Origin of the sequence: Neobacillus sp. D3-1R, from assembly GCF_052180215.1 — a bacterium.
Classification (GTDB): domain Bacteria; phylum Bacillota; class Bacilli; order Bacillales; family Cytobacillaceae; genus Pseudoneobacillus.
The window spans coordinates 1,589,047-1,603,491 of sequence record NZ_CP197471.1 but is presented as its reverse complement, the minus strand read 5'-3'; the positions used below and the strand labels follow the sequence as shown (position 1 = coordinate 1,603,491).

The 14,445-nt window shown below is 35.7% G+C and carries 13 protein-coding genes; all 13 read right to left on the bottom strand.

Features of this window, described 5'->3' with window-relative positions:
* Positions 1-40: 40 nt before the first annotated feature.
* The 13 genes from ACSBPO_RS08155 to ACSBPO_RS08095 all read right to left on the bottom strand — a co-directional run bounded on the left by ACSBPO_RS08155 (position 41) and on the right by ACSBPO_RS08095 (position 14,315).
* Positions 41-766 carry a GntR family transcriptional regulator gene (locus tag ACSBPO_RS08155; RefSeq protein ID WP_442599559.1) on the bottom strand — a complete coding sequence of 242 codons (726 nt, stop codon included), beginning with the start codon at positions 764-766 and terminating at the stop codon, positions 41-43.
* Positions 767-1,225: 459 nt separating this feature from the next.
* Entirely contained in the window at positions 1,226-3,559 is a 2,334-nt protein-coding gene (locus ACSBPO_RS08150; protein ID WP_442599558.1) for a DNA translocase FtsK, read from the bottom strand.
* A 100-nt stretch (positions 3,560-3,659) separates the two neighbouring features.
* Positions 3,660-3,875, bottom strand: coding sequence for a YlzJ-like family protein (locus tag ACSBPO_RS08145; protein ID WP_442599557.1), 216 nt, complete (start codon positions 3,873-3,875; stop codon positions 3,660-3,662).
* Positions 3,872-4,606, bottom strand: coding sequence for a ClpP family protease (locus ACSBPO_RS08140; RefSeq protein WP_442599556.1), 735 nt, complete (start codon positions 4,604-4,606; stop codon positions 3,872-3,874). Before ACSBPO_RS08140 ends, ACSBPO_RS08145 begins: the two co-directional genes overlap by 4 nt.
* Positions 4,607-4,782: 176 nt before the next feature.
* Positions 4,783-6,450 (bottom strand): ribonuclease J, encoded by a 1,668-nt coding sequence (locus ACSBPO_RS08135; RefSeq protein WP_442599555.1) that lies wholly within the window; start codon positions 6,448-6,450, stop codon positions 4,783-4,785.
* Between the two features lie 154 nt (positions 6,451-6,604).
* Complete coding sequence (gene dapA, locus ACSBPO_RS08130) at positions 6,605-7,477, bottom strand: 4-hydroxy-tetrahydrodipicolinate synthase (protein WP_442599554.1); 873 nt, start codon at positions 7,475-7,477, stop codon at positions 6,605-6,607.
* A 16-nt stretch (positions 7,478-7,493) separates the two neighbouring features.
* On the bottom strand, positions 7,494-8,738 hold the full coding sequence (gene dapG / locus ACSBPO_RS08125; protein ID WP_442599553.1) for an aspartate kinase: 1,245 nt from the start codon (positions 8,736-8,738) through the stop codon (positions 7,494-7,496).
* A gap of 47 nt (positions 8,739-8,785) precedes the next feature.
* The gene (asd, locus tag ACSBPO_RS08120; RefSeq protein ID WP_442599552.1) at positions 8,786-9,835 is read right to left on the bottom strand and encodes an aspartate-semialdehyde dehydrogenase; all 1,050 of its coding nucleotides are present in this window, start codon (positions 9,833-9,835) and stop codon (positions 8,786-8,788) included.
* Between the two features lie 163 nt (positions 9,836-9,998).
* Positions 9,999-10,598 (bottom strand): dipicolinate synthase subunit B, encoded by a 600-nt coding sequence (locus ACSBPO_RS08115; protein ID WP_442599551.1) that lies wholly within the window; start codon positions 10,596-10,598, stop codon positions 9,999-10,001.
* 1 nt (position 10,599) lies between these two features.
* A complete protein-coding gene (dpaA, locus tag ACSBPO_RS08110) occupies positions 10,600-11,496 on the bottom strand; it encodes a dipicolinic acid synthetase subunit A (protein WP_442599550.1) in 897 nt (298 codons plus the stop codon).
* Between the two features lie 165 nt (positions 11,497-11,661).
* Complete coding sequence (locus ACSBPO_RS08105; protein ID WP_442599549.1) at positions 11,662-11,910, bottom strand: YlmC/YmxH family sporulation protein; 249 nt, start codon at positions 11,908-11,910, stop codon at positions 11,662-11,664.
* Positions 11,911-12,038: 128 nt separating this feature from the next.
* Positions 12,039-13,280, bottom strand: a complete 1,242-nt coding sequence (locus ACSBPO_RS08100; protein ID WP_442599548.1) for a M16 family metallopeptidase — start codon at positions 13,278-13,280, stop codon at positions 12,039-12,041.
* 45 nt (positions 13,281-13,325) lie between these two features.
* Complete coding sequence (locus tag ACSBPO_RS08095; protein ID WP_442599547.1) at positions 13,326-14,315, bottom strand: polysaccharide deacetylase family protein; 990 nt, start codon at positions 14,313-14,315, stop codon at positions 13,326-13,328.
* Positions 14,316-14,445: the final 130 nt, after the last annotated feature.

Here is a 14,445-nt window from a genome sequence, read left to right as displayed (position 1 = left end):
ATTTTAGTAGAAAATGAGTCCAACGAATTTCGTCTTCATATTAAATACGTTTACGTAATACATGAAAACTAAACTTGTCAGCCTTAAAGTAGTTTACCGAAAAAAGGACTGGTTCATCCATCTCATCAAAATGCATTTGCTTTAAAACAAGCAAAGCAGTTTCAGGTTCACATTCAAGTATAGGAGAAATTTTTTCGTGATAACCAATAGGTTCTATTTGGGCAATTGCATAGGTGATTTTTCGGTTGGTCACATCCTCAATGATAGAAAAGATTGACTCTTCATCATGAGAGAACGTTTCTGGTAAGATTTTTTCAGGAATCTTATCAATACAGTAGACAACCGGATCTCCATTTGCTGTTCTTACCCTTTCAATCACGATTAACTCTTCTTCAGGTGAACATGAAAATCGACGAATATCCTCTTCGGTAGGACTCTGAGTTGATGAACTTAAAAAAATAGTTCCTGGTTTCATACCTGCCTGTTTTATCATGTTCGTAACACTATTTAATTGTTCGATACCGGATGTAAATAAGGGCCTTGAGTTAACAAACGTACCAACACCATGTCGGCGAATGATAACGTTTTCTTCCTCTAGTATTCTAAGTGCTTCTCTTAGAGTGGCTCTACTAACACCTAGCTGTTTTGCAAGATCAAATTCTGAAGGAAGCTTTTCTCTTTCTTTGTAGATTCCTTTGTCAATGTCTTGTTTTAATCGATCAATTACTTGTAAATACAGGTGTCGGTTATCTGACTTGATAGACATGCAGTTTCCTCCAACTATTTCCCTAAGACATCAGACCTCTGATGTGTAATCATTCCTACTAATCGAAAATACTATACCATTTTTCAAGTCATAAATAAATATGTTTTCAGGATTTTGTCGAAAAAAGACAATAATCATAAAATTTTTTACAATAATTCTTATGAACTTGGTTTTTCCTCTATATTTTTTAACTGAAAGCGATTACAATAGTATAACTTATTTTTCTTTTTTTAAAAAATGATTGTTTTCTTATAAATTGTGGTTTTGGTAAAAATCCCAAAAGCCGGATTTTTACTTCTTTCTTAACAGGTAAGCCGCTCTTTTCTTGATTTTTATACGTGTTTTATCATTCTGTACTGAGATATGTCTTTAAATTAATTGGAAAAGCAACAAAGTTTAGAAAAGAGCTTTAAAAATAGAACTAGGTTCATTCACCTAGTTCTATTTTCTCTATATATTTTAACTGCTTGCTTCTTCTTTTGGTTTTGCATTAACAAGAACAACACGAGGCTTGCTACCTTCATACGGACCAACAACACCTCTTGCTTCCATTTCATCAATAAGGCGCGCTGCTCTTGTGTATCCAATCCTAAACCTCCGTTGTAGCATAGAAACAGACGCGGTTTGCATTTCTATTATTAAATTAACCGCTTCTTCATATAAATCATCTTCTACTTCTCCTGTTGATTCAGGTATATCTTCAGGAATCATTTCTTCTTGGTACTGAGCCTTTTGCTGACCAATAACAAATTCAACAGCATCTTCTACTTCATTATCTGAAAGGAAAGCACCTTGAATTCTAATTGGCTTTGATTCACCAACTGGTAAGAACAACATATCGCCACGGCCTAATAGTTTTTCAGCCCCGCCCATATCAAGAATCGTTCGTGAATCTGTTTGGCTAGAAACAGCAAATGCAATTCTTGATGGTATATTGGCTTTAATTACTCCTGTGATAACATCTACAGATGGTCTTTGTGTTGCGATAATTAAGTGAATCCCAGCCGCACGAGCCATTTGGGCAAGTCTTGTAATGGAGTCTTCTACATCCGAAGAAGCTACCATCATTAAATCTGCTAACTCATCAACTATGACAACGATATAAGGAAGCAAAGGTTGTTTCTCACCTTCTTCGTGATTATATCGTTTAATATGATCATTATAACCTTCAATGTTTCGAGTTCCTGTATGGGAAAAAAGCTCATACCTTCTTTCCATTTCATTCACTACTTTTTTCAGAGCTTGAGAAGCCTTTTTAGCATCTGTTACAACAGGTGCTAGTAAATGAGGAATACCGTTGTATACATTTAGTTCAACCATCTTAGGGTCAATCATCATTAATTTTACTTCATGGGGCTTTGCCCTCATCAAGATACTTGTAATAATCCCATTAATACAAACACTTTTCCCGCTTCCTGTTGCACCGGCAACAAGTAGATGAGGCATTTTATTTAGTTCTGCAAGAACAGCTTCACCAGTGATGTCACGACCTAACCCTATTAATAGCTTTGAATCTGGGCGATCATTTTGTTTTGATTCCAAAACTTCTCTAAGCGAAACCATAGCAATCTCTGAGTTCGGCACCTCTATTCCTATTGCGCTCTTTCCCGGTATAGGTGCTTCAATTCTAATTCCTTTAGCTGCAAGAGCTAAAGCTAAATCATCACTTAGGCTAACAATTTTACTTACCTTTACACCCACATCTGGGTGGACTTCATACTTTGTTACAGCAGGACCCAAATGTACTTGTGTCACCTTTGCTTTTACCCCAAAGCTTTGAAAAGTTCTTTCAAGTTTTGCGGCATTGGCATGAATAAGCTCATATTCTCCACTTTGGTCTGTTTGTTTGGGCAGATTCAAAATATGTATAGGAGGAAGCTCATAATCATGGTTTTCAACTTCCGTAAATGTGATAGGCAGTCCTGATTCCTCTTCTTTTTCCACTTTGTCCATTTTAGGCTTTGGATCAGTATAATCCGCCTTAGTGGAATAAGCTTTTTCAGTAAAACTTGAAATAATGGGCTCAGATATGATTAGCTCTTCATCCTCTTGAGATTCAATTTGCATTCCATTAACTATAGGAATTTCTTCTTTTTGTTTTTCTTTATCTAAAGCTTTTTTCTCAGCCTTCTCTATCTTTTTATTTATAACATTGCTACGCCAATCTTGAAAATCTATTAAGAATTGATTCCACTGATTCACAATAAATGTGGAAATAGCTACTAACACTTTCGCTACTAAATCACCAAATGTACGTCCCGTAATTAAAATAAAGCCAATAATCATTAAAATAAACGAAACAAACTTAGTACCAGTCATTGCAAATAAATAATGGGAAACTGCGAATAAAACAGCACCTAACATCCCACCACCTAGATCATTGGTGCTTGTTTCACCTTTCACTTCCATCCAATAAAGCTCCCATGTATTTGCTATTACACTTGGATTTTCAAATTTCCCACCACTTGAAAGTAAAGTAAACAATGTCATATGACTCAATAATAAGATAGCGCTAATGATTAAGTATCCACCTATCAATTTCACATGGTAGAGTTTAGGGATGGTTCGTTTTAGCATCAAAAAAATACTAATCCCAACTAGTCCAAGTAAACTTAACATGTACCATTCTCCCATAAAAAACCGGAAGAAATAAACAGATGCTTGTCCTACTGCACCAAGTTTTGCTATGGATAAGATTGAAAAAGCAAGGAGTAAGAGTCCTGTTAGCTCAAACTGGATGGTTCGTTTAAATTGGTCTTTTTTATGCCCTTGTCTACGCTTCCTTTTTGCCAACATAATCACCTAACATGTTTAGAAATTAGAAAGCAGCCTAGCCGGCTGCTTTTTATGTTTCTCTATTATATCACACTGATGGATAGGAGAAAGGGGAAGCTTAACTAAATAGAGATAATTTTGTGCCTGGAACACAACGGCTATCTAAGAAATGATTAGGATCTGTGCTCATCACTCTAATTACTTGGTAATTTTGATCCGCCTGTTGTTCTACCAATAATGGAATACCATCATACTGAATCATCATTTGATTCCCATATTCAACCTCATTAGTAGGAAAAATCAATTCTTGTGGCATCATTGTATAAAGGATCATTGAATAATCCCACCCTGCTCTTCTTTTTGGAGATCAATTAATTGATTTAATTTTTTAATCGCTTGTCCTAAACCACCAACTTCATTCATTAAACCGTATTTTACTGCATCTTTACCAATTACATTCGTCCCAATATCTCTTGTTAAGTTGCCTTTAGCAAACATTAAATCCTTAAAGGTGTCTTCTGTAATATTTGAATGCTTTGTTACGAAATTCACCACTCTATCTTGCATCTTATCGAGATATTCAAATGTTTGAGGTACACCAATTACGAGTCCTGTTAATCGAACAGGATGAATAGTCATCGTTGCCGTTTCTGCAATAAAAGAGTAATCACAGGAAACAGCAATTGGTACACCAATAGAGTGTCCACCACCTAACACAATAGAAACCGTTGGCTTTGAAAGTGAGGCTAACATTTCTGAGATAGCTAATCCCGCTTCAACGTCTCCCCCAACTGTATTTAAAACAACTAATAATCCTTCTATTTTTGGATTTTGTTCAATGGCTACCAATTGAGGAATAAGGTGCTCATATTTTGTTGTCTTATTTTGCGGTGGTAATGCAAGATGTCCCTCAATTTGTCCTACTATTGTTAAGCAATGAATTTTCGAGTCATTGGATAATTGCGGGACATTTGTCTGTCCCAACTGTTGTATTTTTTCAATTAAACTTGAAGACTTTTCTTCCTTAGGTGTTTCTTGTTCTGTATCATTTTTAAATATATCCATCATAAATCTCCCTTCATTTCTTCATAAAGTTAGTATTATCCAGTTTAGGGATTTCAATGTGGCTTCATATAGAAAAATGATTAGAGTAAAAAGGAACAAAAAAAACACTGGATGGTGCTTTTCCTTAATAATTGTCCTAATTATTAAGGAAAAACCCCAACTAAACCCCAGTGTTATTATACTTCCATTATAATTGGCAGTATCATAGGTCTACGCTTGGTCTTTTCAAACAGATATTGATTTAGACCATCCCTAACATCTTGTTTCATTCCACCCCAATCAAATGAATCTTTTGAGAGATGGTTTTCAACAGACTCGCGAACTAGCTTTGTAGAATCTTCAATTAGCTTTTCTGATTCACGTACATAAACAAAACCTCTCGAGATAATCTCCGGACCGGAAACAATTCTTTTCTCGGATTTTTTTAAGGTAACGACTACAATCAAAATACCGTCTTGTGAAAGCAGCCTTCTATCTCGTAAAACAATATTACCTACATCTCCTACACCAATTCCATCAATTAAAATATTCCCCGAAGGAACTTTCCCGCTATATGAGATAGCGTCTCCTTTTATTTCAACCACTTCTCCCTTTTCAGGGATATAAATATTTTCATCTGGAATACCCATTTCACGGGCTAATTTAGAATGCGCGGTTAACATGCGATATTCACCATGGACGGGAATAAAAAACTTAGGTTTCATTAAATTCATCATAAATTTCAGTTCTTCTTGACTGCCATGACTTGAATCATGAAATGTACGTTTACTAGATATAACAGTCGCCCCAGCTCGATATAATAAATCAATCGTTTTCAAGAGAAACACTTCATTTCCTTTTAAAGGAGAAGTTGCAAGCAGAACCAAGTCGCCAGATTTAATATTAATTTGTTTGTGTACCTGTTTGGCCATTTTTTGAAGAGCCTCAATGGGTTCACCTTGATTACCAGTCATTAAAATAACTACTTGGTTATCACTAAATTGATCAATTTGCGAGATTGGGATGATAAGTTCTTCATGAATTTCAAGATATCCTAATTCTACTGCAATATCATATACACGTTGTAAGTTCTTTCCAGCTACCGCAACTTTTCGGTTATGTTCAAAAGCTACATCAATGATATGTTGAATTCGGATTAAATCTGAAACAAAACAAGCAGCAATGATTCTTCCCTTGGTATTATAAAACACATTAGAGATTTCTTTTTTTATGATAGATTCCGATGTACTATAACCTGGTCTTTCTGCATCCGTACTGTCTGATAGTAAACATAATACCCCTTCTTCACCGATTTGTGCCATTTTGCCAATTTCAGGTTTATATAAAGGAGCAGCAGCTTGATCAAATTTAAAATCACCTGTATATACAATGGCTCCTTCCGACGTATGTAAACAAACCCCAACTGAATCCGGAATACTATGGTTAGTACGGAAAAAGGAAACATCAATCGTATGAAATGACAGAATAGTATTGGAGTCAATTTCATCAAATTCAACTTGACCAGTATATTCTTGTTCTAGTAACTTTTCTTTTGCTAGCGCTAAGGTCAATTTAGTACCGTATACAGGTACTTTTATTTTTCGGAGAATATATGACAATGCACCAATATGGTCTTCGTGTCCATGAGTTAGAAATATCCCTTTGACTCTATCCTTATTTTCTACTAAATAGGTGAAATCAGGGATGACTATATCTATTCCCAGCATTCCATCCTCTGGTAACATTAGACCTGCATCAACCACAAAAATATCTTCATCCACTTCCGCAACGTACATGTTTTTACCAATCTCTCCTACTCCCCCAAGAGCAGTAAGCCTGATGCTATTATTCTTTCTGGTAATCAATTTTAGATCCTCCTATGATGATATAAGCCGACCGAAATCAGTTAGAATAATTATACTTGAAGTCTGAAAATGATTACAACCAATTTTATATACTAAAAAGGATAGACCATTAGCTCATGATAAGCTTTTGGGTCTATCCTTTATTAAAAACATATTATAAGGTGTTAATTAAATCAGTTAATGTTTTACGCTCTTGTTCTGTTAGAGGAACTAATGGAAGGCGAACAGAACCTACGTTTAATCCTTTTAACTGCAGAGCTGTTTTAACAGGAGCTGGACTTGGTGCAGCAAATAATCCCTGCATGATAGGCAGTAGTTGTTGATGTAACTTTGCAGAAGTTTGATAATCACCTTTTAAGAAGGCTTGAATCATTTCTTGCATTTCATTTCCGATGATATGTGAAGCAACAGAAACAATACCTACTCCTCCAATAGAAAGAACTGGTACTGCGATACCGTCGTCACCACTGTATAAAAGGAAATCTTCAGGAGTATTAGCAATAATATAAGTCATTGCATTTAAATCTCCACTAGCTTCTTTAACTGCAACAATATTAGGTATTTGAGAAAGTCGGACGATCGTTTCAGGTGATATATTTACAACCGCTCTTCCAGGAATGTTATAAACCATTACAGGTAAGGTTGTGCTTTCTGCAACTGCTTTAAAGTGCTGATATAATCCTTCCTGATTTGGTTTGTTATAATAAGGTGCAACTAACATGATTGCATCGACACCAATTTGTTCCGCTTTTTTCGTTAACTCGACTGATGCATATGTGTTATTGCTACCAGTTCCCGCAATAACTGGAACTCTTTTATCAACCACTTTAACAACATGCTGAAATAATGCTATTTTTTCTTCTTTTGACAATGTTGGAGATTCACCTGTTGTCCCAGCTACTACAAGAGAATCAGATCCATTTTCGATTAAATGATTGATTAATTGTGTTGTCTTTTCAAAATCAATATGCCCTCTATTATCAAATGGGGTCACCATAGCTGTTGAAACTCGACCAAATAATACCATAACTCCACTTCCTTATCTATAAGTCCGTTCGTTCAAATTCGAATGTTTCTTGTTCTAATTGAAAAGCATCATGCAAGGCATTCACAGCTGCTGCTAAATCTTCTTGTTTAACTAGAACCCATATTGTCGTGTGGCTGTCGGCTGATTGTAAAATACGAATTCCTTTTTCTGATAAGGCAGTTACAATTTTTGAGGCTACCCCTGGAACACCCGCCATACCAGCACCTACAACGGAAACTTTAGCACAGTGGCGCTCTAATACGGGATCATGACCTAAATGAGTTAAAATTTGAACAGCTTTGTTTGTCATTTCTTCCGTCACTGTATAAATAACACCGTTTGGAGAAATATTGATTAAATCAACGCTAATTTTCTCATTTGCCATCGCCTTAAATACTTCAGACTGTAAATTATATTGGTCTTTTTTTGCAAAAACCTTTATTTGTGTGACATTCGAAACGTGTGCAATCCCCGTTACCGGTCGCTCTTTTATATCAGTTCCTTGTGAATTTTTATTGATTGTTGTAACCAATGTGCCTAATCCGTCAGAATAAGTGGAGCGAATCCGAATTGGGATTTTCGCTTGCATTGCAATTTCAACAGCGCGAGGGTGAATAACCTTTGCACCTTGGTAAGCCATGTTACATACCTCTAAATACGTTACTACATTTAAAGGTCTTGCATTTTCTGCTACTCTTGGATCCGCAGTCATAATGCCATCAACATCAGTAAAAATATCGATCCACTCTGCATTTAATGCTGCACCTAAGGCAGCTGCAGAAGTATCACTTCCACCTCGCCCAATGGTTGTTACATCGCCATTCTTTGCAGCTCCTTGAAAGCCAGCAACAACAATGACATCATGTGTTTCCAATTCCCTTAATAAGCGATCACACTTCATATCTATAATTTTAGCATTTGAAAAATCATCGTTTGTTCTAAAGCCAGCCTGAGAACCGGTCATAGACATAGCTTTAATCCCATTATTTAAAAGTAAGTCAGTAAAGACAATACTTGAAATAACCTCACCACAAGAAAGAAGTAAATCTTGTTCTCTTTTACTGATGTGGCTACCGCTTCCTCCTATTAATGAAAGTAGCGTGTCGGTAGCATAAGGATCCCCTTTTCGGCCCATAGCAGATACAACCACAACCACTTTATAGTTATCTTCAAGTGCCTTTTTAATATGATTCATGGCATGTTCACGACTTTTTGCATCTTTAACGGAAGTACCGCCAAATTTTTGAACGATTATTTTCATTGTCACACCTCTATACCTTTTTAAAATGGTCAGAGAATCTAATAAATCTATTTAACTAATCCAAGCTTTACTAAACTTTCTGCAATTTGAACTGAGTTCCAGGCAGCACCTTTTAAAAGGTTATCTGACACAACCCACATATGGAACCCTAAATCTTCGTCAATATCTTTGCGGATTCTTCCTACAAATACATCATTCTTTCCAACAGCATTTGCTGGCATAGGATATACTTGATTTTCAGGATCATCTTCTAAAACAACACCAGGAGCTTCTTGTAAAAGCTGCTTCATTTCGTTTGCTGAAACTCCTTGTGAATCAATTTCAAAATAGACAGATTCCGAATGTCCTGTTTCAACTGGCAAACGTACACACGTAGCAGCTACATGTAATTCAGGCATATGCATAATTTTCTTTGTTTCATTGATCATTTTCATCTCTTCATAGGTGAATCCATTATCTGTAAACTTATCAATTTGAGGAATCGCATTAAAAGCAATTTGATAATGTTTTTGTTCTGACTTTACAGGTAAGATTTTAGCTTCATAACTTTCACCGTTTAATAAGCTTTTTGATTGTTCTTTTAATTCTTGGATAGCCGCTGCACCTGCACCAGAAACAGCTTGATAAGTAGAAACAATTACCTTTTTCAAGCCATATTTTTGTCGTACTGGTTCTAAAGCTACCACCATTTGAATGGTTGAACAATTTGGGTTGGCAATAATCCCATTATGTTTATGAAGATCTTCTTCATTTACCTCAGGAACAACCAATGGGATATTTTCGTCCATCCTAAATGCACTGGTGTTATCAATAACAATTGCACCTCTTTTAGCTGCTTCTGGAGCTAATTCTTTTGAAACACTTCCTCCTGCGCTAAAAAGAGCAATATCCACACCCTCAAAACTCTCAGGTTTGGCTTCTTGGACTGTATATTCTTCATTATTAAACATCACTTTTTTTCCTGCAGATCGTGCTGAAGATAATAATGTTAGTTGACTAATTGGAAAATGACGATTTTCTAAAGTTTGTAACATTTGCTGACCAACAGCTCCTGTTGCTCCAACAACTGCAACGTGAAATCCTTTTACCTGTCCCATCAAGAAATCCCCTTCCATCCCATTATATGAAAATAAACATATTCTTTATAGACTGGAAATAGGAGGCAGATTAATAGCCTCCAGTTCCATAATAAAACTTATTTTATCATATTACACTATTAAAGAATAATGTTTTTATACTCTTTTTTGAAGGGATAATGGTCTAATCTCCATCTCTAAATCTTTCAACTATAACAGGTTGGATCTGCTTTCCTTCTAAAGCTGCAAGAATCGTATCTGTAAGCATTGTCATTCTTGCAACCATAGAATTTTGCTTGTTAATTGGATCATCTTGACCAAAAGGTATAAAATATATATTCTTCGTCGACATTAACCGCATTAAATTAACCCCATTTAGTCCTAAAGCATCATTCGTAGAAATACCTAAAACAACTGGCTTTTGATTACGTAGGGTAGCTTTAGCCGCCATTAAAACCGGTGAATCATTCATTGCATTTGCAAATTTACTCATAGAAACACCAGTTAAAGGTGCAATGACCATACAATCTAACGGCATCTTAGGACCTAATGGTTCTGCTGCTACAATTGTATCAATTAATTTATTTCCAGTTAAATCTACAATCCTTTGTACCCAATCCTCACCCTTACCAAAACGAGTATCAGTATTTTTAACCGTTGATGTTACAATAGGTACAACTTCAACTCCTGCATTTACAAGCTTTTCGATTTCTGGATACACAGCATCGTACGTACAATGCGATCCCGTTAATCCAAATCCGATTCGCTTTCCTTTTAAATTCATGTTACTTCCCCTTTCTGCTAGCAAATTCATCTTGAAGTAGTTGAGAAAGAACGTTTGCCAAAATCTGTCCAGCCGTTTTTGGTGCAACAATTCCCGGCAAGCCTGGCGCTAAAAGTGCTTTAACACCTCGTTTTTCTGCATATCTAAAATCGGTTCCTCCTGGCTTTGAAGCAAGGTCAATGATCAATGTGTGACTAGGCATTTTGGAAATCACTGTTGCATTGACAATCAGGGTTGGAATAGTATTGATTAGAATGTCTACGTCCTTTACTTCTGCCTCTAAATTATTTAAATGAAAAGGCTCTAGAGCCATCTCGGTTATTCTTGCAAGATGCTCACTCTTACGTGCACCAACCTTTACCTGTGCACCTAGGGCATGAAAGGTCCTAGCCACACTCATCCCAACACGTCCTAGTCCTAAAATAGCTACCTTTGAACCGTGAATTGTAAAATCGGTGTGTTGGATTGCCATCATAATAGTCCCTTCAACTGTTGGAATGGAGTTATAGATAGCCACATCATCGCGTTCAAACAACTGAACTAACCGACGATTTGCTTTCTTTGTAATTCCATTTAAATAAGAATTACTTATGCCAGAATAAATAGTACAATTAGCTGGTGTTTTTAGGAGCATTTCTTCGATTAGAACTACCTTTTCATTCGAAAAAATGGTCTCTACATGTCCCTCAAGGTTAGTACCAGGAACTGGAAGAATAATGGAATCCACTTGGGTAAAATCCACTTCATCAAGTTTTTCTTTTACTGCCCCTGTAAAAGCATGGTCAAGCTGTTCAAAGCCAACCAGTGATAATTTTGCATCTAATTCTGTTAGTTTTCGTATTATTTCTAGCTGTCTAGCATCTCCACCAATAACAGCTATCTGCATCCCTGTTAGCATTTAAATATTCACCTTCTTTTAGAAAAATCAAACAGGAAATGATAATAAGTTTAAAAATTTATCTAGTGAACTACTTCAACATCTTATGTAGAGAACCTGAATTAGGTGATTTATCTATATAAAAAAGCCCAAGCAATCTTAAAGATTACTTGGGCTTTGAGGAGATTACATCTCCTCATTCTCTTCAATATCAATAATAATCATATCAGTTCCTACTTTTTTTATATGTTTCCACGGAACTCTAACTTCTCCACCTTGCTTTCTTAATCCGAACCATTTTAAAGAAGGTATAAGAAGTGCTTGAATTTGACCCGTTTTTTCATTTATCTCTAAGTCTGTTTGCCCAAGAACACCTAACCGTTCCGCCTTTTTTGCATCGACAATTTCTTTACCACTTAACTCACTTAATCGCAAAATTCTCCCCTCCTAAAATCCTTATATATTAGTTTATAGGAAGTCCTCTAGAAATAGACTAGGTGTGGGAACTGATTTGATGGATAAAAATAAAAACCTTTCCCATTTTGGAAAAGGTTTTAACCATTTTATGATTTTAGACTGTTTGGCAATTCACCCACAGGGCTAATTAAAGATACAGAATACTGGTCAGTGAAGGTTGAATTCGCCAGACGATCTACACTTTCTTTTGTGACTTGATCGATTTGCTCAACAATTTCATCTAAAGAACGATGACGTTTAAGCAGCAACTCGTTTTTACCATTTCTACTCATCCGACTATTTGTACTCTCAAGGCTTAACATTAAGCTTCCTTTAAGTTGTTCTTTACAATTAGACAGCTCTTTTTCCGTTAAGCCTTCTTTTTTAAACTTTTCAAGTGTTTCTTGTATGGTTTCAAATAGCAAGTCAAGTTGTTTAGCACCAGTTCCACCATAAATAGTCAGGATTCCGCTATCCTGGTAGGATGAGTGATAGGAGAAAACGGAATAAGCTAATCCACGTTGTTCACGTACCTCTTGAAATAAGCGACTGCTCATACTTCCACCTAGAACATTATTTAGGATAATTAAACTATAGATATCCTCATGACCAACCTTAAGACCTTCAAATCCTAAACATAGATGTGCTTGTTCTGTTTCCTTTTTTCGGGTAATTCGATTCGAATGAAAGATTGGAATGTTTTCGGTTTGGGTCGATGTACCCGCTTGATAAGAACCAAAATACTTCTCAACTTCTTTAATAAATGGTTCTGTTACATTTCCTGCTATAGAAATAACCACATTTTCAGGAGTATACATTTCATGCATATAATTTTTCAACGTTTCCCCTGTAAATGTGTCTAAGGTTTCTTCTGAGCCAAGTATTGGATATCCAAGTGGATGAGTTTCATACACCGCTTTACTTAATAAATCATGAACGATATCATCAGGTGTATCTTCATACATTTTAATTTCTTCATAGACTACCTTTTTCTCTTTTTTTAATTCCTCTTCATCGAAAGTTGAATGAAAAAACATATCTGATAATATTTCTAATGCAAAGTCTGCGTGTGTATCTAATACTTTCGCGTAGTAACAAGTATATTCCTTAGAAGTAAAAGCATTTACTTGTCCGCCAATACTATCAAATGATTCAGCTATTTCTCTAGCTGATCTCGTTTTAGTCCCTTTAAAAAACATATGTTCTAAAAAATGCGATATCCCATTATTTTGTGGATTTTCATTCCTAGAACCTGTACCAATCCATACACCAATTGCAACTGAACGAACTGTGGGAATATTCTCAAGTACCACTCTTACTCCATTTTGACATGTATATTTTTTGATCAACTAGATTCCTCCTGTTCATGGACATGTAGGATTTCATGTCCTTCCTTAGCGTGTACTTTTGTTTTTAGCATCTCCTAAATTTAAATTATTTTTCATCATTCTTTTTTCATCCAATACCTCTGAAACGGTTCCAATTTGAAGATTTTTTTCTTTAATGCTTCTGATAAGCGTATCTAAAGATTTAGAAGTCGATTCAGTCGGATGCATTAAAATTAAGGCACCATTATGAACCTTTCCTAAAACCCTATTTAACAATATATCTACAGAGGGTTTTTGCCAGTCGATCGTATCTACGCTCCATAAGATCGTACCCATTCCAGACTCCGCCGCAATTTTTACCGTTTCATCTCTAAAACTTCCACTTGGTGGGCCAAACCATTTAGGAGTTATTCCAGTGGTTGCTTTTATTACTTTATTTGTTTGGATGATTTCTTCCCTAGTTCTAGATGCAGAAAGTATCTTCATATCGGGATGTGTATAGGAATGATTACCAATCTCATGACCTGCTGCAACAATCATTTGTGCTATATCAGGATTTTTTTGGACCCATCTTCCTTCTAGGAAGAATGTAGCATGAAGATTATATTTTTTTAAGGTTTCTAGCATCGAAGATATGTACTCATTTCCCCAAGCAACATTAATAATAAATCCTACCATTGGTTTCTCTGGATGCCCTCTATAAATTGGCGAGGGTGGTAAATCATTTAAATGAATCTTAGGAGACACTTGTTCAAGAACTACCTTTTGCTCATCAAATCTTTTCTGTTTGGCCATATTTTTATATGATTCTTCAATATTTACTTTTAAACCATTGTATCCAGGCATTGCTTTCCATACTTTATCTATTTTGGCATCATTTGCCGGAATTTCAAAATCTTTTGCTCGAGATGTGATTTCACTTTTTAAGGAATGATCTATTTTTGCCACCTGAATAGACTCTGTTTTTATGGATAAAACATACCTATTAGTCAATGGATTGTTCACCAACATAATTGCAATGACCATCAACATCCCAAAATATATCCATCTTTTCATTTTACCCAACCTCCTTCCATAAAATTTATGAAAGGAAAGGACAAGGTAGAACGAAACAATAATAAGAAAAAAGGCGATTCTCTAGGACTTATAAGTATTAAAACTTATTTATTATGTAAAAGGCAAAAAG

Bases quoted from the DNA above. Each gene is read 5' to 3' on its own strand.
- ACSBPO_RS08155 (WP_442599559.1), bottom strand. From the start codon at position 766: ATGTCTATCAAGTCAGATAACCGACACCTGTATTTACAAGTAATTGAT.
- ACSBPO_RS08145 (WP_442599557.1), bottom strand. From the start codon at position 3,875: ATGATCCTTTATACAATGATGCCACAAGAATTGATTTTTCCTACTAAT.
- ACSBPO_RS08140 (WP_442599556.1), bottom strand. From the start codon at position 4,606: ATGGATATATTTAAAAATGATACAGAACAAGAAACACCTAAGGAAGAA.
- dapA (WP_442599554.1), bottom strand. From the start codon at position 7,477: ATGGTATTATTTGGTCGAGTTTCAACAGCTATGGTGACCCCATTTGAT.
- dapG (WP_442599553.1), bottom strand. From the start codon at position 8,738: ATGAAAATAATCGTTCAAAAATTTGGCGGTACTTCCGTTAAAGATGCA.
- asd (WP_442599552.1), bottom strand. From the start codon at position 9,835: ATGGGACAGGTAAAAGGATTTCACGTTGCAGTTGTTGGAGCAACAGGA.
- ACSBPO_RS08115 (WP_442599551.1), bottom strand. From the start codon at position 10,598: ATGAATTTAAAAGGAAAGCGAATCGGATTTGGATTAACGGGATCGCAT.
- dpaA (WP_442599550.1), bottom strand. From the start codon at position 11,496: ATGCTAACAGGGATGCAGATAGCTGTTATTGGTGGAGATGCTAGACAG.
- ACSBPO_RS08095 (WP_442599547.1), bottom strand. From the start codon at position 14,315: ATGAAAAGATGGATATATTTTGGGATGTTGATGGTCATTGCAATTATG.